Below are 16,610 nucleotides of genomic sequence, written 5' to 3'. Positions count from 1 at the left end.
GCCGGGGCTCACGTGTTCGGCAGCAGCCACCGGACCCGCCGGACGAGATCCACCGGGTTGAGCGGCTTGGCCAGGTACTCCTCGGCGCCGGAGACGTACGCGAGATCGATGTCGGTCTCGCTGGCCATGCCGCTCAACATGATCACCGGGATGTCCGCGGTGGCCGGGTCGGCGTGCATCCGGTAGCAGACGCTGAGCCCGTCCATGCCCGGCATGACGATGTCCAGGACCACCAGGTCGGGATGGGTCTCGGTGACCATGGTGAGCGCGGTGCACCCGTCGGCCGCGGTGACCGTGTTGTACCCGGCCATCTCCAGCTTGAAGCTGACCAGGTCACGGACGTTCTCGTCGTCGTCGACGACCAGGATGGTGGGGCCGGCCAGGATCGGGCGGACAGCGGGTACGGACACGGATTCGAGAACGGCCGTCATGGTGGCTCCCATCGCCAGCGCGGCGGGCCGCTCCGTGGGGGGAGCGTCCCGAGATGCTCGAAGTCATCGGCCCGCGGTCCGCCCCCGCCAGCTAAACGCCGGTTGCAGGCCGGTTGTCACTGCTCATTCCGCGACGGCTCACTCCGCCACTGCTCGGAACCGAACACCTCGTAGCGGATCCGCTCGTCCGGGATGCCGCGCCGGTGCAGACCGGCCCGGACCTGCTGCATGAACGGCACCGGGCCGCACAGGTAGACCTCCGCCTCCGGGTGCACCGGGATCGCGTCGACGTCGATCCGGCCGGCGCCGTCCTCGTACCAGACCTGGCTGGTGAACGAGCGCAGCCGGGCGCCGTTCACCGCCATGTCGGCGCGCAGCGGGTGCCGGTCGGCGCTGCGGTCGGCGTGCACCGCGACCACCTCCCGGGCCGGGGCGACCCGGGACACGTGGTCCAGGATGGCGGCCATCGGAGTGATCCCGACACCCGCGCTGACCAGCAGCAGGGGGCCGTCGCCGGGGCGCAGCACCAGATCGCCGTACGGTTGGCTGATCCGCAGCTTGTCGCCCGCCTCGACCCGGTCGTGCAGGAAGCCGGAGATCAGGCCGTCCGGCGCGCCGGCTCGGCCCCGGACCCGGCGCACCGTGATCCGCAGCGTGCCGCCGGTGGCGGCCTGGGAGAGCGAGTACTGCCGGAGCTGGCGGCTGCCGTCCGGGAGATCCACCGCTACCGTGACATATTGCCCGGGCCGGAAGTGCGGCGCGGGCTCGCCGTTCAGCGGTGCGAGCAGCAACGACACCGTGTCGTCGGCCTCGGTGATCCGGTTGACCACCAGGTAGTCGCGCCACGGGTCGGTGCCGTCCACCCCGGCCTCGGCGTAGAGCCGGGCCTCACGGCCGATCAGCCGGGCCGCGAACAGCCAGTACACCTCGTCCCAGGCGGCCGCGATCTGCGGCGTCACGGCGTCGCCGAGCACCGTGCCGACCGCGCCGAGCAGGTACCGCCCGACCATTGTGTACTGCTCCGGGCGGATGCCGAGGGCGCAGTGCCGCTGCGCGATCCGCTCGACGATGTGGTCGAAGACCGCGGCGTCCGGTCCGGCGCCGATCAGGTGCGCGGCGAACGCCGCGACCGCGCCGGCCAGGGCGCCGCGCTGCTCGCCGGTGGCCTGCGCGCTGCGGCTGAACAGGTTGGTGAGCTCCGGGTTCTCCTCGAGCATGGTCCGGTAGAAGACCCCGGTGATGGCGTCCAGGTGCGCGCCGACGACCGGGAGGGTCGCCTCGACCACCGGCTTGCTGGATGCGGACAGCATGATTCCTCCGTTGTCTTCAGGGACGGCTTGTCCTCAGGGACGGCTTGTCCTCAGGGACGGCTTGTCCTCAGGGACGGCGACCGATGCTGAGCAGCGTCTCGCGCACCGGGGGCGCGGCGAGGTCGCCGATCGTGATCGGGTCCAGTGCGGCGTAGAACGCTTCCTGCGCGAGTCGTAACGCGCCCCGGAGCCGGCAGTTGCCGCGCAGCGGGCAGGGCGGGTCGCCGTCGCAGTCGACCACCTCGGCCGCCCCCTCCAAGGAGCGGACCAGGGCGCCGACCGACTCGCCGAGGCCGGCGGCGGCCAGCCGCACGCCGCCGCCACGGCCGCGGACGGTCTCCAGGAGGCCGCGATGCTGCAGCGTCTGCACCACCTTGGCGAGGTGGTTGCGGGGCACGGCGAGGGCCTCCGACAGGTCGTCGACGGTGAGCCGGTCGTCGCGTGCCGCGCACAGCATCAGGACGCGGAGGCCGATGTCGGTGGAGCGGTTCAGTCGCACACGAGCACCGTACGCTAAAAAGGTATCTCAGATACTTCTTTTGAGAGCGGGGTCTCAGGTCGGTGAATTTTCAGGCCTTTGTGCCCGGATGTTCAGGGATTCGCCGTTGCTGCCGAACTGGGAGTCGGAGCCGGCCACCTGACCCGAGGCGTACCCAGATGAGTCTTCAGATGCTGCCCAGCACCGTGCGCTTCGCGGTGCTCTACCTCGTCGCGATCGCCGCGGGACAGCTCACCATCCTCGGCATGCCGGACGCCATGCCGGTGATCTGGCCGGCCACCGCGGTCGCCGCGGTCTGGCTGGTCAACCGGAACGACTCCCGGTGGCGCTGGGTGGACGCCACAGTGCTCGGCGTGCTCACCGCTGTCGCGCTCGCGGCCACCGGGATGGACATCGGCCTGGCGCTGCTGCACGGCGGCACCGCGACGCTCGAGGCGCTGGCCTTCGCGGTCGCCGCGGTCCGCTGGATGCCCGGCATCTGGGTCACCGGCGCCGGCCCGGAGGGCACCGGCCGGCCGCTCGCCACGCTGCCCGACCTGGTGCGGGCGCTGATGGTGGCGACCGGCGCCGCGTTCCTCGGCGCGGCCTTCGGCGGGCTCGGCCAGCACCTGATCGCCGGGGATCCCTCGCTCACCGTGACCGCGATCTGGCTGATCCGCGACGTGGTCAGCGTGCTGGTCTTCGGAGCCGCCGCGCACCGGCTGCTGGCGGTGCCGTCCGACCAGCGGGTCTGGCGGGAAGCGGCGATCATCTACGCCATCTCGGCCGCTGCCTACTTCTACGTGTTCTCGGTCAACGAGGACCTGCCGATCGGGTTCGCGCTGCTGGCCATCACGGTCTGGGCGGCACTGCGGCTGCCCACCGCGCTCACCATCGGGCACGTCATGGTCTTCGGCACCACGGCCGCCGTGTTCACCATGCACGGCCAGGGCCCGTACGCCGCGATCGACCACGACAGCCCGGGCACACACACCCTCGTCGTGCAGCTCTTCATCGGGGTCCTGGCCCTGGTCGGCCTGGCCCTGGCGTTCAGCCGGGACGAGCGGAACGCGCTGATCGAGCGGCTGCGCGCCTCCGAGTTCGAGGCCACCGAGAAGGCCGGGCTGATGACCACGATCGTCAACTCGATGACCGAGGGCCTGGCGATCCTCGACCAGGCCGGTGGCCTGGTGCTGCGCAACCCGGCCGCCGGTCGGCTGCTGGGCAGCACCAACCAGGTGGCCGGCGGTTCCGCGCTGGGCAGCGACTACGGGTTCTTCCACCCGGACGGTGCCCCGCTCGCGGACGCCGAGCTGCCGTACCAGCGGGCCCTGGCCGGCGAGGACGTGCAGCCGATGGACGTGCTGATCCGCAACGCCGCGGTGCCGGAGGGCCGGATCGTCCGGTTCAACGTGGCCCGGCTGGCCAGCCCGGGCGGTCAGCAGCACGTGGTGGTGGTCTTCCACGACGTCACCGCGGACCGGCGGCACCGCGACGAGCTGATGTCGTTCGCCGGGATGGTCGCGCACGACCTGCTCAACCCGCTGACCACGATCGAGGGCTGGGCCGAGGTCCTGGAGACCGAGCTGGCCGGGTACAAGCCGGCCGAGCGGGTCGGCCGGATCCAGCGCGCCGCGGCCCGGATGCGGACGTTCCTGAACGGGCTGCTCGCCTACACCGCGGCCCGCGACGGCAAGCTGATGCCCACCACGATCAACCTGCAGCTGCTGCTCACCGACATCGCCAACAGCCGGCACGACCAGGCGGAGTCCAACCGCACCCAGCCGCCGCAGTTCGCCTTCGGCCAGCTCGACGCGGTCGAGGCCGACCCGGTGCTGGTCCGCCAGCTGCTGGAGAACCTGATCGACAACGCGCTGGAGCTGGCCGCGCCGGGCGTGGCGCCGCAGCTCAGCGTCGCCGCCCAGCCCGCGCCGAACGGGATGGTGCGGATCGACATCCTGGACAACGGGCTGGGCATCCCACCCGGCATGCGCCAGGCGATCTTCACGAACTTCCACCAGGGCGAGGGCCAGGGCGGGTCCGGGCTCGAGCTCGCCGTCTGCAAACGGATCGTGGAACGGCACGGCGGGACCATCGAGGCCGCCGCGAACCCGTACGGCAGCGGCACCCGGATGACGTTCACCCTCCCGGCCGGCCGCTCGGCGTACGCCCGGGTGCTCGAGAACCAGTGGCAGCAGCGCACCCAGGCTGCCGCGCCCTCCTCGCCGGCCGCGCATCCCAGGTAGCGGGCCTGCACCTGAGGAGGTCTCATTACCCCGGTCCGGCGACCGACTTTTACCTGTAGGGAAGTGCTCCGGGAAGTCCCGGAGGACCGCGAGGGGGATTTCGGATGGCGGCCACGCAAGTCGAGCGCGAGACGCTGGAGCAGGAACGCCTTGCCGCCCTCTATGGCTACGAGATCATGGACACCCCGGCGGAGAGCGACTTCGACGACATCGTCACGCTCGCCGCGCAGCTCTGCGACAAGCCGATCGCGCTGATCAGCCTGGTCGGCGCGGACCGGCAGTGGTTCAAGGCGCGGGTCGGCACGGAGCTCTGCGAGGGGCCCCGTGACGAGTCGTTCTGCACGCACGCCCTGCACCACGACGACATCCTGCAGGTTCCGGACGCCCGGCAGGACCCGCGGTTCGCGGAGCTGCCGCTGGTCGCCGGTGAGCAGCACGTCCGGTTCTACGCCGGCGCGCCGCTGATCACGCCGAACGGCCGCCGGATCGGCACCCTCTGCGTCGCCGACCGGGAGCCCGGGCTGCTCACCCCGGCCCAGCGTGAGGGCCTGCGTGCGCTGGCCCGGCACGTGGTCACCCACCTCGAACTGCGCAAGTACGCCCGGGACATGCATGCGCTCTACGAACGGTTGCGGGACGCCGAACGGATCAAGGACGAGTTCATCGCCCGGGTCAACCACGAGTTCCGTACGCCGCTCACCTCGATCCACGGGTATCTGGAGATGCTCGGCGACCCGGAACTGCCGTCGTCGAGCCGGGACGGCTTCCTGATGCGGGTCCAGCGCAACTCGGACCGGCTGCTCGCGCTGGTCGACGACATGCTGCTGGCCGCGCAGGTGAGCGCGGAGAGCCGCGACTTCCACCGGCAGCCGGCCGACCTGGCCCTGCTGTGCCGCGCCAAGGTCACCGAGAACCGGTCGCTGGCCGAGGCCAAGGGGCTGACCATCACCGTCGCGTCGGCCGGGCCGGTCTTCGCCGACATCGACCACCGGCGGATGGGTCAGGCGCTGGAGCGGCTGATCCTGAACGCCATCAAGTTCACCGAGCAGGGCTCGATCGAGGTGACCGCCGAGACCCGCGACGGGCAGGCGATGATGCTGGTGCGCGACACCGGCACCGGGATCAGCAAGGCCGACCAGGAGCGGGTGCTGGCGCCGTTCCGGCGTGGCGCGGACGCCGAGCGGGCCGAGGTGCAGGGGCTCGGGCTGGGGCTGAGCATCGTCAAGGCGATCGTGGAGGGCCACGAGGGCACTGTGGTGATCGACAGTGCTCCCGGGGAGGGCGCCACGGTAGGCATCGCGGTGCCGGCGTCCGGCCCGTACCCGGAAGTTTGATCTTTATCGGTCAGTTCGTGAAGGCGGCCTCGAGCTCGTCGTCGCGCAGCGCGCCGGCGCGGAACCCGGTGGTGCCGGTGGTCAGCAGCTCCTGCGCCGCGTCGCGCAGGGCGCCGTACGCCGCCCAGGCCAGCGCGCCGCCGGTGGACACCCGGCGGACACCGAGGGCGGCCAGCTCCGGCACGGCCGGCGCACCCGGCACGGCCAGCACGTTCACCGGTGCGGACACCTCGGACACCACCCGGGTGATCTCCGCGGGCGTCCGCAGCCCCGGCGCGTAGACCACGTCCGCGCCGGCCGCCCGGTACGCCAGCAGCCGCGCCACCGTGTCGTCGAGATCGTCCCGCCCGTACAGGTGGTTCTCCGCGCGGGCGGTCAGCACGATCCCGTGCCGGGCGCAGGCCCGCGCCGCCGCGGCCACCCGCTCGGCACCGGCCTCCAGGGTCTCGACCCGATCGGCCGCCGGGTCGTAGTCCTCGATCGAGATGCCCGCCGCGCCCGCCGCGGCCAGCAGGTCCACCGTCTCCGCGATGCCGGCCGCGGTCGCCGCGAAGCAGCGCTCGGCGTCCACGTTCAGCGGGATCTCGACCGCCGCGGTCAGCGCCGCCACGTGCGCCACCAGCTCGTCCCGGGTGACCTGCTGGTCCAGCTTGCCGAGGGTGGCCGCGAACCCGGACGACGTGGTGGCCAGCGCGGCGAAGCCGAGGCTCGCCAGCAGCCGGGCCGAGCCGGCGTCCCACGGGTTCGGCATCACGAACGTGCCGCTCTCGTGCAACTCCCGGAACCGTTCCCGCGCAGCAGTCATCTGCCGACCCTAAACGACGTCAGAGGGTCAGCACGACCTTGGCACGGGCGTGCTCGGTCTCCAGGTAGTGGATCGCCGCGGCCGCCTCGGCCATCGGGAACGTCCGGTCCAGCGCCGGGGTCAGCTGGCCGGAAACGGTCAGCCGGCTCAGCTCGTCGAGGGTGGCGCGGCTCGGGTCGGGCACCGGGTTGATCACTCGCTGCGGGCGGACGAACGCGGCGGCCAGCTTGCCCCGGATCAGCAGGGGGAGCGGGCCGATCACGGTGCCGCCGGTGGAGACGCCGCCGCCGGAGAGGACCAGCGTGCCGCCCGGCGCCAGCACCCGGCGCAGGTCGGCCAGGCTGCGGTTGCCGACCAGGTCGAAGACCACGTCGTAGCGCTGCCCGCCGGCGGCGAAGTCGGTGGTGGTGTAGTCGATCACGTGATCCGCGCCGAGTCCGGTGAGCAGCTCGACGTTGCGGGTGCGGCAGACGGCGGTCACCTCGGCGTGCCGGGCCTTGGCGATCTGCACCGCGAACGTGCCGACCCCGCCGGAGGCGCCGTTGATCAGAATCCGCCGGCCGCCGGCTCGATCAGCGCCCCCTTGATCAGTGCCCCCTTGATCAGTGCCCCCTTGATCAGCGTCCTCTTTGTTCGCGTCCTCTCGGTTCGCGTCCTCTCGGTTCGCGCCCCTTTTGTCCGCGGGCTCGGTCACGCCGGCCGCGTCGAGACAGGCCAGGGCGGTTCCGCCGGCCAGCGGCAGGGCGGCGGCCTCGGCGAAGGACAGGTGCGCCGGGATCGGGGCGAGCAGGCGCTGCGGGACGACGGCGTACTCGGCGAAGGCGCCCTGCGCGTCGCCCAGGTCGGCGAAGACCCGGTCGCCGGTCCGGAAACCCGTCACGTCGTGACCGATCGCGATCACTTCGCCCGCCAGGTCCCGGCCGCGGATCCGGCCGCGCGGCGCGCGGAGACCCAGGGCCAACCTCATCACGTACGGGTCGCCGCGCATCAGATGCCAGTCGTACGCGTTGAGCGCCGCCGCGCGGGTCCGCACGAGCACCTCGCCGTCGCCGGGGACCGGTGTCGCCACGTCGGCCCAGCGCAGCTGCTCCGGCCCGCCGTACTTCTCCTGCGTGATCGCCTTCACGGGTGCCTCCTTCGATGGGGTGTACGCTGTACACCATAGGTGTACGGCGTACACCGGTCAATGGTCCGGTTTAGGGTTGGCCCGTGGATGTTGCCGAGCGGCGGGTTCCGCTCAACCGGGATCGGGTGCTGCGCGCCGCCGTCGAGCTGGCCGACCGCACCGGCATCGACGCGCTGAGCATGCGCAATCTGGCCCAGGAACTGGGCGTGGTGCCGATGGCGCTGTACAAGCACGTGGCCAACAAGGACGAGCTGCTGGACGGCATGGTCGACACGGTGGTCGCCGCGATCGGCACCTCGGTCGCCGGTGACGGCTGGAAGACCGCGGTGCGGTCCCGGATCCTCGGCGCCCGTACCGCGCTGCTGCGCCACCCGTGGGCCTGGCGCGTGATCGACTCCCGGACCGCGCCGACCCCGGCGGTCCTCGCCTACCTCGACTCGATCATCGGACTGTTCCTGGCCGGGGGCTTCTCGCCGGACCAGACCCACCACATCGTGCACGCGCTCGGCACCCGGATGCTCGGCTACACCCAGGAGCTCTTCAACGACTCCCCGGCCAGCTCACCCGCGGCCCAGCGCGAGGCCGCCCGCCTGATGGCCCCGGCCTTCCCGAACCTCGCGATCATGGCGCTGGCCGCCGCGCACGACGAGTCCTCGGTGGTCGGCTCCGGCTGCGACGACCAGTTCGAGTTCGAGTTCGCCCTCAATCTGCTCCTCGACGGCTTCGACCACCTCCCCCGCTGACCCCGCCCGCGAGGCACCCCGGGCTCGAGACCGCAGCGCGCGTCCCGCCCCGCCGGCTGGTCGTGAGGGGTGCCTCGGCACGCCGCAGGCACCCCTCACGACCAGCCACCCCCGGTCCGGTTGCGGTTCCCGGCTGGTGCTCAGGGGTGTCTCAACGGCCGGGAGGCACCCCTGAGCACCAGCCGGGGTCGGGAGGCGCGCCGCGGTCCGGCAGGGTCGCGGTGTCGCGTCGCCTCACGGGCGGGACTCGGCTCGTAGCCTGCGGGCGGGCGCTCCGTACTCGTACCGGATGAGGGTTTCAGTGGAGCGCGGTCTTGAGCAGGATCATGGCGGCGCCGAAGGTGCCGGCGACCAGGGTGGACACCAGGCGTTCCGCGGTGGTGAGACGGCCGTCCGCGCCGATGCGCCAGCCGGCCACGCAGAGCAGCAGCGTGCTCATGCACAGCGAGAGGATCTCGGCGGTGAGCAGGCGGCTGCCGGTGAGCCGGACCGCGATCAGGGTCAGCAGCGGCAGCACCGACGCGGTGACCAGCTCCCAGCCGGAGGTCAGCTGCTCGCGGACGGTGTGCCAGGCCGGTCGGTGACCCTCGTGGATGCGCTCGGCGACGATCCGGGCGTAGCGTTCCGCGGCCCAGTAGACGATCAGGGTGACCAGGACCGCGATGACGTCGCGCCACGCCCGGTCGGCGTGCGCGGCGACCAGGACGGCGGCGCCGACGATGATGCCGTAGATGCCGGCGGCGGTCGCCTCGGCGGACTCGTGGGTGAGGCGGATGCGGCTGCCGGTCATGGGTCGAGCGTCGCCGGAACACCGGCCCGGATCGTCACCCCGCCAGGGTGAACCGGGCTCAGATCGCGGACAGCCCCAGCGAGACGGCGAAGCCGACGACCACGAACGGGCCGGTGAGCACACCGTCCACCTCGTACGCCTCGGGCAGCAGCGTGTCGGAGAGCATGGCCAGCAGCGCGCCCGCCGCGAACGCCTGCGTCAGCGCGCCGGTGAACTCACCCTGCGGGTCCAGCAGGGCGTATCCGGCGGCCGCGGACAGCGCGGAGACCAGCACCACCGAGGACCACATCAGCAGCACCCGCCGTTGTGGCCAGCCCGCGGCGCGCAGCCCGCTGGACGACGCCATCCCCTCCGGCAGGTTGGAGAGCACCACGCCGGCCAGCAGGGCCAGGCTGACCTGGCCCTGCAGCACGGTCAGGCCGAGCACGAACGACTCGGGGATGCCGTCCAGCACCGAGCCGAGCAGGATCGCCAGCGGTGAGCCGGTGGACTGGGCGCCCTCGGCGTCCTTGCGCTCGCCGCCGCCGCGCCGGCTCAGCAGCCAGTCGCCGGCGGTGAAGACCGCCGCGCCGAGCAGGACGAACACGCTGACCGCCGCGACCGTACGGGTCCGCAGCGCCTCGTCGATCAGCTCGAACGAGACCGAGCCGAGCAGCACGCCGGTGCCGAGGGCCATCACCGTGGCGATCACCCGCCGGCCGAGCCGGAACCGGTATGCCAGCAGCGCGCCCACCAGCAGAGCCGACGCGCTGACCAGGCCCCAGAAGAACGCCTCCGCCACGGTGCCGGCCCCTTCCCGGGCCGGCCCGCGCCGCCCCGGAACCACGGTGACGCGGCCGGTTCCCCGGCGAATCATCCGCGGCGAATGGCGACGCCCGGTGACGCCGGAACGGATTCTCGAGTCCGGGCGACGGCTGGGGGAGGAACCGCGAATGATCGGTCGAGGGGCCGCCCGCCGGTTCGGCGGGGAGCGCAACGTGCTGCGCCGCACCACCGACCGGGTGGAGAGCCTGCTGGTGTTCGTGCTGGTGTTCACGTTCCTGGCCGGCGCGCCGCTGCTGGCCTGGCAGGCCGGGGAGGCCAGCTACCGCTCCGACGTGCGGGCCCGGGAGTGGGAACGCGACCACATCTTCCGGGTGGACGCGGTGCTGGCCGAGAACGCCGGCACGTTCGGTCCGCAGGGGACCGCGTCCACCCTGCCGCTGGCCGCGCGGGCCACCTGGGCCGCGCCGAACGGTGCGCCGCGCGCCGGGATCGTGCAGGTCGACCCGGGCGCCCGCGCCGGCGGCCGGGTGCAGATCTGGGTGGACGAGACGGGTGAGCAACGGGCCGGCCCGGCCCGGCGGCGGCCGGTCTCCCAGGCGGTCCTGGTCGGTGCGGCGGTGGTGCTCTGCCTGGCCGCCGGGCTGACCGTCCTGCACCGGATCGGCCGGGCCCTGCTGGACCGCGGGCGGGACCGGGCCTGGACCCGGGAGTGGCGCGAGGTCGGCCCGCGCTGGAGCGGCGACCGCCGGTGAAAGTCATGCGCCCCGGAGGATGCCGGGAGCCGCACGCCGGGGCAGTGTGCGCCGGGACCGAGTAGACCACGGAGGCGGTGCAGCGATGACCGGACGTTTCCCGGCGGAACTCAGACGGGCCCTGATCCCGTTCGCGCTGGCCCAGTTCATTTGCAGTTTCGCCGGCTCGAACATGAACGTGATGATCAACGACATCAGCGAGGACCTGGACACCACGGTCGCCGGGGTCCAGGTGGCCATCACGATCTTCCTGCTGGTGATGGCGGCCCTGATGATCCCGGGCGGCAAGCTGACCGACCGGATCGGCCGCAAACGCTGCCTGACGATCGGCCTGCTGATCTACGCGGTCGGCGCGCTGCTCAGCTCGGTCGCACCGGGCCTGGGCGTGCTGATCCTGGGCAACTCGATCCTGGAGGGGGTCGGCACCGCGATGCTGATCCCGCCGGTCTACATCCTGACCACCCTGCTCTTCACCGACCTGGCGTCGCGGGCCCGGGCGTTCGGCATGATCAGCGCGCTGGGCGGGGTCGGCGCGGCGGCCGGGCCGCTGATCGGCGGGCTCATCACCACGGTGTTCAGCTGGCGGGCCGCGTTCGTGTTCCAGGCGCTCGTCGTGCTGCTGATCGCGGTGCTCAGCCGGCGCTGGGTGCGTGACCCGCTGCCGCCGGACCCGACCCAGCCGACCGACCCGGCCGGTGCGGCGCTCTCCGCGCTCGGCCTGGTGCTGGTGGTCTCCGGCATCCTGCTGGCCGACAACAACCTGCTGCTGTCCGTCGGCCTGGTGGTGGCCGGCGCGGGGGCACTGACCTGGTTCTTCTTCTCGATGCGCGCGAAGGAACGGTCCGGCCGGCCGGCGCTGCTGTCCACCGCGCTGTTCCGCGACCGGACCGCGAACCTCGGCATGATCACGCAGTGTCTGCAGTGGCTGATGCTGATGGGCACGTCGTTCGTGGTCTCGGCGTACCTGCAGGTGGTCCGGGGCTACAACGCGATCGAGACCGGGCTGGTGTTCACCGCCACCACGGCCGGGTTGCTGCTCTCCTCGCTGGCCGCCGAGCGGTTCGCGAAGCGGCGCGCTCAGCGGACCCTGATCGTCGGCGGCTTCCTGATCACCGTGGTCGGGGTGGTGCTGCTGATCTCGCTGGCCTTCGCCTGGCACTCGGTGTGGGCGTTCGTCCCGGGGCTGTTCGTGACCGGGTTCGGGCTGGGCGGCATGCTCACCCCGTCGGTGAACGTGGTGCAGTCCGCGTTCGGCGAGGAGCTCCAGGGAGAGATCTCCGGGCTGTCCCGCAGCGTCTCCAACCTCGGGTCGGCGCTGGGCGGCGCGGTGGCCGGGACGATCCTGGTGGCGGTGGTGGGCAACCGGCCGGGCACGGCGTACGCCCTGGCGATGCTGGCGGTGGCGGTAGCCGGCGCGATCGGGCTGGTGGCGGCGTGGTTCCTGCCTAAGACCGAGCCTGTTCGCGCGTGAGCAACTCCTGGGCGTGCCGGTCGGCCTCGGTGGGCCGGGCCGGGTCCAGGCCGCGGGGCCAGAGCCGGGCGTGCCGGACCGCGGCCACCTCGGCCGCGCCCACCAGCATGTTGCTGAGCAGGTAGAGCAGGGTGAACAGGCCGGCCACGGTGGCGAAACCGCCGTAGACCGGCCCGGCCCGCCGGATCAGGCCGGGCAGCAGCACCGCGCCGAGCTGGACCAGCAGGATCACCGCGCCCGCACCGAGCAGCGCGGCCGGCCAGAGCGACCGCAGCGGCGCCGGCCGGTCCAGCAGCACCCACGCGACCAGCAGCAGCACGACGAAGGCGCCGGCGAGCGCGCCGATCGCCGGCAGCGTGGCCACCAGCACGATGCCGGCCAGCAGGGCCGCCAGGGCGGCCATCACCCGCAGGTAGCGGGAGACCAGGCCGGACCGGTCCCGGTAGGGGACCGCCGCGAGATGGTTGAGCGTCTGGTGCGCCGAGAGCACCACCCCGGCGGCCGCGTAGGCGAGCCCGGCCACCCCGAGGGCCAGGGCGGCGTACGACGTCGGCATCCCCGCGATCGCCGCGTCCACGTCCGCGCGCAGCGGCACCGGCACGATCGCGTCGACCACCTCGCGCCGCAGCTCCGGCCGGTCGGCCAGGACCTGCGACACGATCGTCACGCCGAGCAGCAGCACCGGGAAGAGACTGAGGAACCCGTAGTACGTGATCAGCGCGGCCTCCCGGGGCCCGCCGTCGTCCAGGTACTTGCGCAGCACCGCGTACCCGAAGCCGGGCACGCGGTGCCGTCGCTGCCAGTCGTCGAGCCCGCGGATCACGACCCGAAGGCGGCCGGCGTCGGCGGGGCGATGGCGTCGGCGACCTCGTCGCCGTGCATGGCGGCCGCCCAGGCGATCAGCGTGGCCAGCACGACCGCGATGATCGACCACACCGGGAAGACCGCGATGAACGTGAAGTTCACCAGCGCGGCCAGCACCGCGAGCTGGATCGCCACCACCCGCGCCCAGGTCAGCCCGCGGATCAGCCCGGCGCCGGTGACCAGGGCGAGCACGCCCAGCGCCAGGTGCATCCAGGCGAGCGCGGTCAGCGACACCGGCAGCAGCAGGTCGGCCCGGTCGCCGGCGATGAACTCCGGGCGCAGCAGCGTGACCAGCCCGACGGTCAGGTGTATCGCGCCGAGCAGGACCAGCAGGATGCCGCCGAACAGCACCCAGGCGACCCAGCCGGTGGCCCGGCTCTCCTCGATCTCCATCGTGAACCCCCGCTCAGCAGGTCGAGGCCATGGCGTCGCGCAGGGTGTGCGCGCCGGCCCGGACCGAGGTGACCGAGGTGCGGACGGTGGCCAGGTTGGCCACGCTCGGATCGCCCTGCGCGGCCCGCAGGTCGGCGCCGAGCTGGTCGACCGCCGTGCGCAGCGCGTCGGCCTGCGGCGCGAACTGGGCCTTGGCGTCCAGGTAGAGCTGGTTGAACTGGTCCTTGAGCTGGGTCAGGTACGGCCGCAGCGCAGACAGCCCGTTCTCCGAGACGTTGGTGTTCCGGATGTGGTCGACGGTGTTCTGCACCGACGCCAGGCTGTCACAGACCGGTGGGGTGGACGGCTCCTCGGCGGCGCAGCCGGCCAGGCCGAGGAGGAGCACTACGACGAGGAAACGCTTCATGACCGGAGCGTGCCGCGTGGCCCCGCGAGTGGCTTCACCCGCGCCGGATGAGGCGGCGCCGGGTCCGCCGAACCGAGGATCGGGGCAGAGCACACAGCAACCAGAAGGGGCAGCAGATGGCCATCGGACCGGTACAGCTGATCGTGCTGGGCTTCCGGCACCCGGACTTCCACGGCGAGATCATCGCCGAGTTGGAACGGCTGCGGCAGACCGACACGGTACGAGTGATCGACGCCCTCGCCGTCTACAAGGACGCGCAGGGCGAACTGGAGGTCGAGCACCTCAGCAACCTGACCCGGGAGGAAGCCGTCGAGCTGGGCAGCAAGATCGGCGCGCTGATCGGGCTCGGCATCGAGGGTGAGGCCGGGATGGAGGCGGGAGCGGCGCTCGGCGCGGCGGCCGCGGACGCCGAGGGCGGTGTCGCGGTCTTCGACGATCCGCAGGCCTGGGACGTGCTGGGCGAGATCCCGAACGACAGTGCGGCCGCGCTCCTGCTGATCGAGCACCACTGGGCGGTGCCGCTGCGCGACGCGATCGCGCGGGCCGGCGGCGCCCGGCTCGCGGACGGGTTCATCAGCCCGTTCGACCTGATCGGGATCGGCCTGGTGAACGCCGAGGAGGCCAAGGAACTGCACGACCTGGAGACCGCGGGAGCCTGAGAGGAGACATCATGTTCGGATCACGGAGAGTGGCCCGGCGTACCGGGCGGCGCACCGCCCGCCGGGTGACCCGGCGCGTCGTCCGCCGGCGGTAAGCATTGATCGTCGCCCAGGTCCTCTTCTGGGCGACGATCAATTACCAGGCGGCGCGCACCAGGTCGGTGAAGCCGTTCACCAGCAGCACCACGGCGATGCTGGTGAGCAGGATCCCGGCGATCCGGTCCAGGATCGCCGCCGCGGCCGCCGAGATCCGGCGCTCCACGTGACCGGAGAGGTAGAGCGTCAGCCCGGTGACCAGGGCGTAGGTCACCGCGGCCAGCGACAGCCAGAGCCGGCCGGTCACCCCGCCCACGTCGGCCGCCGCGGCCACCCCGAACGCGAACGTGGTCCCGCCGACGGTGAGCGGGAAGGTGAGCGGCGTGAACAGCACCGACCGGGGTGAGACCGGTTCCACCTCCGGTGCCGTACTTTCCGGCGTCGTGCCGCGCATCAGCGGCACCGCGGCCAGGATCAGCGCGATGCCACCGGTCGCGGTCAGCGCCGCCGTGCTCAGCCCGAGCAGCTCCAGCAGCGGCTCGCCGACCCAGATGGCCAGCAGCACGAACACCACGACGTTGACGGCCAGCCCGGCCGCCATCCGCAGCTGCTGCGGATGGCTGAACGGCCGGACGTACGGCAGGTACGACGACAGCGCCGCCACCGGGCTGTAGAGCGCGAACAGCGCCAGGAACAACACCAGCGCCTCATAGTCGAAGGACACCGCGACCTCAGAACTCCACCGCGTCGCGGATCAGCGGGCAGGTCATGCAGTGCCCGCCGCCGCGGCCCCGGCCCAGCTCGGCGCCGACGATCGTGATGACCTCGATCCCGGCCCGGCGCAGCAGGGTGTTCGTCTGGGTGTTGCGGTCGTAGGTGAAGACCACACCGGGTTCGACCGCGACCGCGTTGTTACCGCTGTCCCACTGCTGGCGTTCCGAGGCGTACACGTCGCCGCCGGTCTCGATCACCCGCAGCTGCTTGAGGCCCAGCGACTCCGCCACCACCTCCACGAACGACCGGTCACCCTCGTCGATCACGTCGAGGCCGGTGTCCCGGTCGCTGGGCACCAGGGTGAACGTGTGCACCCCGTCCATGATGTGCGGGTACAGCGTGACCACGTCGCGGTCGGCGAACGTGAACACGGTGTCCAGGTGCATGGCGGCCCGCAGCTTCGGCATCCCGGCGACGATCACCCGCTCGGCGGCGCCGGCCGCGAACAGCGCCGCGGCGACCTGGGTGATGGCTTGCCGGGAGGTGCGCTCACTCATCCCGACCAGCACCACGCCGTTGCCGACCGGCATCACGTCGCCGCCCTCGAAGGTGGCAAGTCCCCAGTCCCGCTCCGGGTCGCCCCACCAGACCGGCGCGCCGGCGAAGTCCGGGTGGAACCGGTAGACCGCCTTCATCAGCAGGGTCTCGTCGTGCCGGGCCGGCCAGTAGAGCGGGTTGAGGGTCACCCCGCCGTACAGCCAGCAGGTGGTGTCGCGGGTGTAGAGGGTGTTGGGCAGCGGGGGCATCAGGTACTCGCGGACGCCGGAGGACTCCCGGGCCAGGGCCAGATAACCGGAGCGGACCTCGGCCGGCAGGTCGGCGGTGGACAGCCCGCCGATCAGGTACTCGGTGAGCTCCCGCGGCTTGAGCTCACCCAGGAACGCGCGGGTGTCGTCGAGCAGGCCCAGCCCGACCTCGTTGGCGATGATCTTGCGGTCGAGCAGCCAGTCCCGGGCCTCGGTGATCGCCATCGTCTCGGCGAGCAGGTCGTGCAGCTCGACCACCTCCACGCCGCGGGACCGCAGCTTGTTGACGAAGTCGGCGTGGTCGCGCTGCGCCATCTCCACCCACATGACGTCGTCGAAGAGCAGGTCGTCGGCGTTGCTCGGGGTGAGCCGGCGGTGCGCCAGGCCGGGCGAGCAGACCAGCACCTTGCGCAGCCGGCCGACCTCCGAGTGCACACCCAGCGTGGTGACGTCGTTGTCGAGGGACATGGGTTGCCTCCTG

At 72.3% G+C, this 16,610-nt stretch carries 18 protein-coding genes; 6 read left to right on the top strand and 12 right to left on the bottom strand.

Going from position 1 to position 16,610, the window contains the following annotated elements:
• Window positions 1-8 precede the first annotated feature (8 nt).
• The 3 genes from Apa02nite_RS23090 to Apa02nite_RS23080 all read right to left on the bottom strand — a co-directional run bounded on the left by Apa02nite_RS23090 (window position 9) and on the right by Apa02nite_RS23080 (window position 2,240).
• Complete coding sequence (locus Apa02nite_RS23090; RefSeq protein ID WP_203826841.1) at window positions 9-431, bottom strand: response regulator transcription factor; 423 nt, start codon at window positions 429-431, stop codon at window positions 9-11.
• A 116-nt stretch (window positions 432-547) separates the two neighbouring features.
• The gene (locus Apa02nite_RS23085) at window positions 548-1,741 is read right to left on the bottom strand and encodes a globin domain-containing protein (RefSeq protein WP_203826840.1); all 1,194 of its coding nucleotides are present in this window, start codon (window positions 1,739-1,741) and stop codon (window positions 548-550) included.
• Between the two features lie 67 nt (window positions 1,742-1,808).
• Window positions 1,809-2,240, bottom strand: a complete 432-nt coding sequence (locus Apa02nite_RS23080; protein ID WP_203826839.1) for an RrF2 family transcriptional regulator — start codon at window positions 2,238-2,240, stop codon at window positions 1,809-1,811.
• Between the two features lie 158 nt (window positions 2,241-2,398).
• Between Apa02nite_RS23080 and Apa02nite_RS23075 the strand changes: the two genes are divergently transcribed.
• The gene (locus Apa02nite_RS23075; protein ID WP_203826838.1) at window positions 2,399-4,465 is read left to right on the top strand and encodes a sensor histidine kinase; all 2,067 of its coding nucleotides are present in this window, start codon (window positions 2,399-2,401) and stop codon (window positions 4,463-4,465) included.
• A 104-nt stretch (window positions 4,466-4,569) separates the two neighbouring features.
• Window positions 4,570-5,799, top strand: a complete 1,230-nt coding sequence (locus Apa02nite_RS23070) for a GAF domain-containing sensor histidine kinase (RefSeq protein WP_203826837.1) — start codon at window positions 4,570-4,572, stop codon at window positions 5,797-5,799.
• A 10-nt stretch (window positions 5,800-5,809) separates the two neighbouring features.
• Here Apa02nite_RS23070 and Apa02nite_RS23065 read toward each other — a convergent pair whose 3' ends face one another.
• Both Apa02nite_RS23065 and Apa02nite_RS23060 read right to left on the bottom strand, forming a co-directional pair.
• Window positions 5,810-6,604, bottom strand: coding sequence for an isocitrate lyase/PEP mutase family protein (locus Apa02nite_RS23065; protein WP_203826836.1), 795 nt, complete (start codon window positions 6,602-6,604; stop codon window positions 5,810-5,812).
• A gap of 19 nt (window positions 6,605-6,623) precedes the next feature.
• On the bottom strand, window positions 6,624-7,730 hold the full coding sequence (locus Apa02nite_RS23060; protein ID WP_239164498.1) for an NAD(P)-dependent alcohol dehydrogenase: 1,107 nt from the start codon (window positions 7,728-7,730) through the stop codon (window positions 6,624-6,626).
• Between the two features lie 83 nt (window positions 7,731-7,813).
• On the opposite strand from Apa02nite_RS23060, the gene Apa02nite_RS23055 reads away from it, so the two are divergent.
• Complete coding sequence (locus tag Apa02nite_RS23055; RefSeq protein WP_203826835.1) at window positions 7,814-8,473, top strand: TetR/AcrR family transcriptional regulator C-terminal domain-containing protein; 660 nt, start codon at window positions 7,814-7,816, stop codon at window positions 8,471-8,473.
• Between the two features lie 298 nt (window positions 8,474-8,771).
• Here Apa02nite_RS23055 and Apa02nite_RS23050 read toward each other — a convergent pair whose 3' ends face one another.
• Window positions 8,772-9,263 carry a hypothetical protein gene (locus Apa02nite_RS23050; protein WP_203826834.1) on the bottom strand — a complete coding sequence of 164 codons (492 nt, stop codon included), beginning with the start codon at window positions 9,261-9,263 and terminating at the stop codon, window positions 8,772-8,774.
• A 58-nt stretch (window positions 9,264-9,321) separates the two neighbouring features.
• Window positions 9,322-10,044 (bottom strand): ZIP family metal transporter, encoded by a 723-nt coding sequence (locus Apa02nite_RS23045; protein ID WP_067699259.1) that lies wholly within the window; start codon window positions 10,042-10,044, stop codon window positions 9,322-9,324.
• A gap of 151 nt (window positions 10,045-10,195) precedes the next feature.
• Here Apa02nite_RS23045 and Apa02nite_RS23040 point away from each other — a divergent pair, with 151 nt between their 5' ends.
• Together Apa02nite_RS23040 and Apa02nite_RS23035 are read left to right on the top strand one after the other, a co-directional pair.
• Window positions 10,196-10,780 (top strand): Rv1733c family protein, encoded by a 585-nt coding sequence (locus Apa02nite_RS23040; protein ID WP_203826833.1) that lies wholly within the window; start codon window positions 10,196-10,198, stop codon window positions 10,778-10,780.
• A gap of 85 nt (window positions 10,781-10,865) precedes the next feature.
• On the top strand, window positions 10,866-12,251 hold the full coding sequence (locus Apa02nite_RS23035; protein ID WP_067699224.1) for an MFS transporter: 1,386 nt from the start codon (window positions 10,866-10,868) through the stop codon (window positions 12,249-12,251).
• Here Apa02nite_RS23035 and Apa02nite_RS23030 read toward each other — a convergent pair.
• The 3 genes from Apa02nite_RS23030 to Apa02nite_RS23020 are packed head-to-tail and all read right to left on the bottom strand — an operon-like array spanning window position 12,226 to window position 13,914.
• Window positions 12,226-13,074 (bottom strand): YihY/virulence factor BrkB family protein, encoded by an 849-nt coding sequence (locus Apa02nite_RS23030; protein WP_239164497.1) that lies wholly within the window; start codon window positions 13,072-13,074, stop codon window positions 12,226-12,228. The genes Apa02nite_RS23035 and Apa02nite_RS23030 overlap by 26 nt on opposite strands.
• Complete coding sequence (locus Apa02nite_RS23025) at window positions 13,071-13,508, bottom strand: DUF7144 family membrane protein (protein WP_203826832.1); 438 nt, start codon at window positions 13,506-13,508, stop codon at window positions 13,071-13,073. The genes Apa02nite_RS23030 and Apa02nite_RS23025 overlap by 4 nt, the downstream gene beginning before the upstream one ends.
• 13 nt (window positions 13,509-13,521) lie before the next feature.
• Window positions 13,522-13,914 carry a hypothetical protein gene (locus Apa02nite_RS23020; RefSeq protein WP_203826831.1) on the bottom strand — a complete coding sequence of 131 codons (393 nt, stop codon included), beginning with the start codon at window positions 13,912-13,914 and terminating at the stop codon, window positions 13,522-13,524.
• A gap of 116 nt (window positions 13,915-14,030) precedes the next feature.
• Here Apa02nite_RS23020 and Apa02nite_RS23015 point away from each other — a divergent pair, with 116 nt between their 5' ends.
• Window positions 14,031-14,573, top strand: a complete 543-nt coding sequence (locus tag Apa02nite_RS23015) for a hypothetical protein (RefSeq protein ID WP_203826830.1) — start codon at window positions 14,031-14,033, stop codon at window positions 14,571-14,573.
• Between the two features lie 136 nt (window positions 14,574-14,709).
• Here Apa02nite_RS23015 and Apa02nite_RS23010 read toward each other — a convergent pair whose 3' ends face one another.
• The gene (locus Apa02nite_RS23010) at window positions 14,710-15,333 is read right to left on the bottom strand and encodes a MarC family protein (RefSeq protein WP_203826829.1); all 624 of its coding nucleotides are present in this window, start codon (window positions 15,331-15,333) and stop codon (window positions 14,710-14,712) included.
• A gap of 7 nt (window positions 15,334-15,340) precedes the next feature.
• Complete coding sequence (arcA, locus tag Apa02nite_RS23005; protein ID WP_203826828.1) at window positions 15,341-16,597, bottom strand: arginine deiminase; 1,257 nt, start codon at window positions 16,595-16,597, stop codon at window positions 15,341-15,343.
• Between the last annotated feature and the right edge of the window lie 13 nt (window positions 16,598-16,610).

Origin of the sequence: Actinoplanes palleronii, from assembly GCF_016862315.1 — a bacterium.
In the GTDB taxonomy this organism is placed as follows: domain Bacteria; phylum Actinomycetota; class Actinomycetes; order Mycobacteriales; family Micromonosporaceae; genus Actinoplanes; species Actinoplanes palleronii.
The sequence above is the reverse complement of the archived record's forward strand: the minus strand, read 5'-3'. Positions and strand labels throughout refer to the sequence as shown.

What these genes read in the sequence shown, in the direction of transcription:
- Apa02nite_RS23090 (WP_203826841.1), bottom strand. Translation starts at nt 431, where the DNA reads ATGACGGCCGTTCTCGAATCCGTGTCCGTACCCGCTGTCCGCCCGATC.
- Apa02nite_RS23085 (WP_203826840.1), bottom strand. Translation starts at nt 1,741, where the DNA reads ATGCTGTCCGCATCCAGCAAGCCGGTGGTCGAGGCGACCCTCCCGGTC.
- Apa02nite_RS23075 (WP_203826838.1), top strand. Translation starts at nt 2,399, where the DNA reads ATGAGTCTTCAGATGCTGCCCAGCACCGTGCGCTTCGCGGTGCTCTAC.
- Apa02nite_RS23070 (WP_203826837.1), top strand. Translation starts at nt 4,570, where the DNA reads ATGGCGGCCACGCAAGTCGAGCGCGAGACGCTGGAGCAGGAACGCCTT.
- Apa02nite_RS23065 (WP_203826836.1), bottom strand. Translation starts at nt 6,604, where the DNA reads ATGACTGCTGCGCGGGAACGGTTCCGGGAGTTGCACGAGAGCGGCACG.
- Apa02nite_RS23050 (WP_203826834.1), bottom strand. Translation starts at nt 9,263, where the DNA reads ATGACCGGCAGCCGCATCCGCCTCACCCACGAGTCCGCCGAGGCGACC.
- Apa02nite_RS23040 (WP_203826833.1), top strand. Translation starts at nt 10,196, where the DNA reads ATGATCGGTCGAGGGGCCGCCCGCCGGTTCGGCGGGGAGCGCAACGTG.
- Apa02nite_RS23035 (WP_067699224.1), top strand. Translation starts at nt 10,866, where the DNA reads ATGACCGGACGTTTCCCGGCGGAACTCAGACGGGCCCTGATCCCGTTC.
- Apa02nite_RS23025 (WP_203826832.1), bottom strand. Translation starts at nt 13,508, where the DNA reads ATGGAGATCGAGGAGAGCCGGGCCACCGGCTGGGTCGCCTGGGTGCTG.
- Apa02nite_RS23020 (WP_203826831.1), bottom strand. Translation starts at nt 13,914, where the DNA reads ATGAAGCGTTTCCTCGTCGTAGTGCTCCTCCTCGGCCTGGCCGGCTGC.
- Apa02nite_RS23015 (WP_203826830.1), top strand. Translation starts at nt 14,031, where the DNA reads ATGGCCATCGGACCGGTACAGCTGATCGTGCTGGGCTTCCGGCACCCG.
- arcA (WP_203826828.1), bottom strand. Translation starts at nt 16,597, where the DNA reads ATGTCCCTCGACAACGACGTCACCACGCTGGGTGTGCACTCGGAGGTC.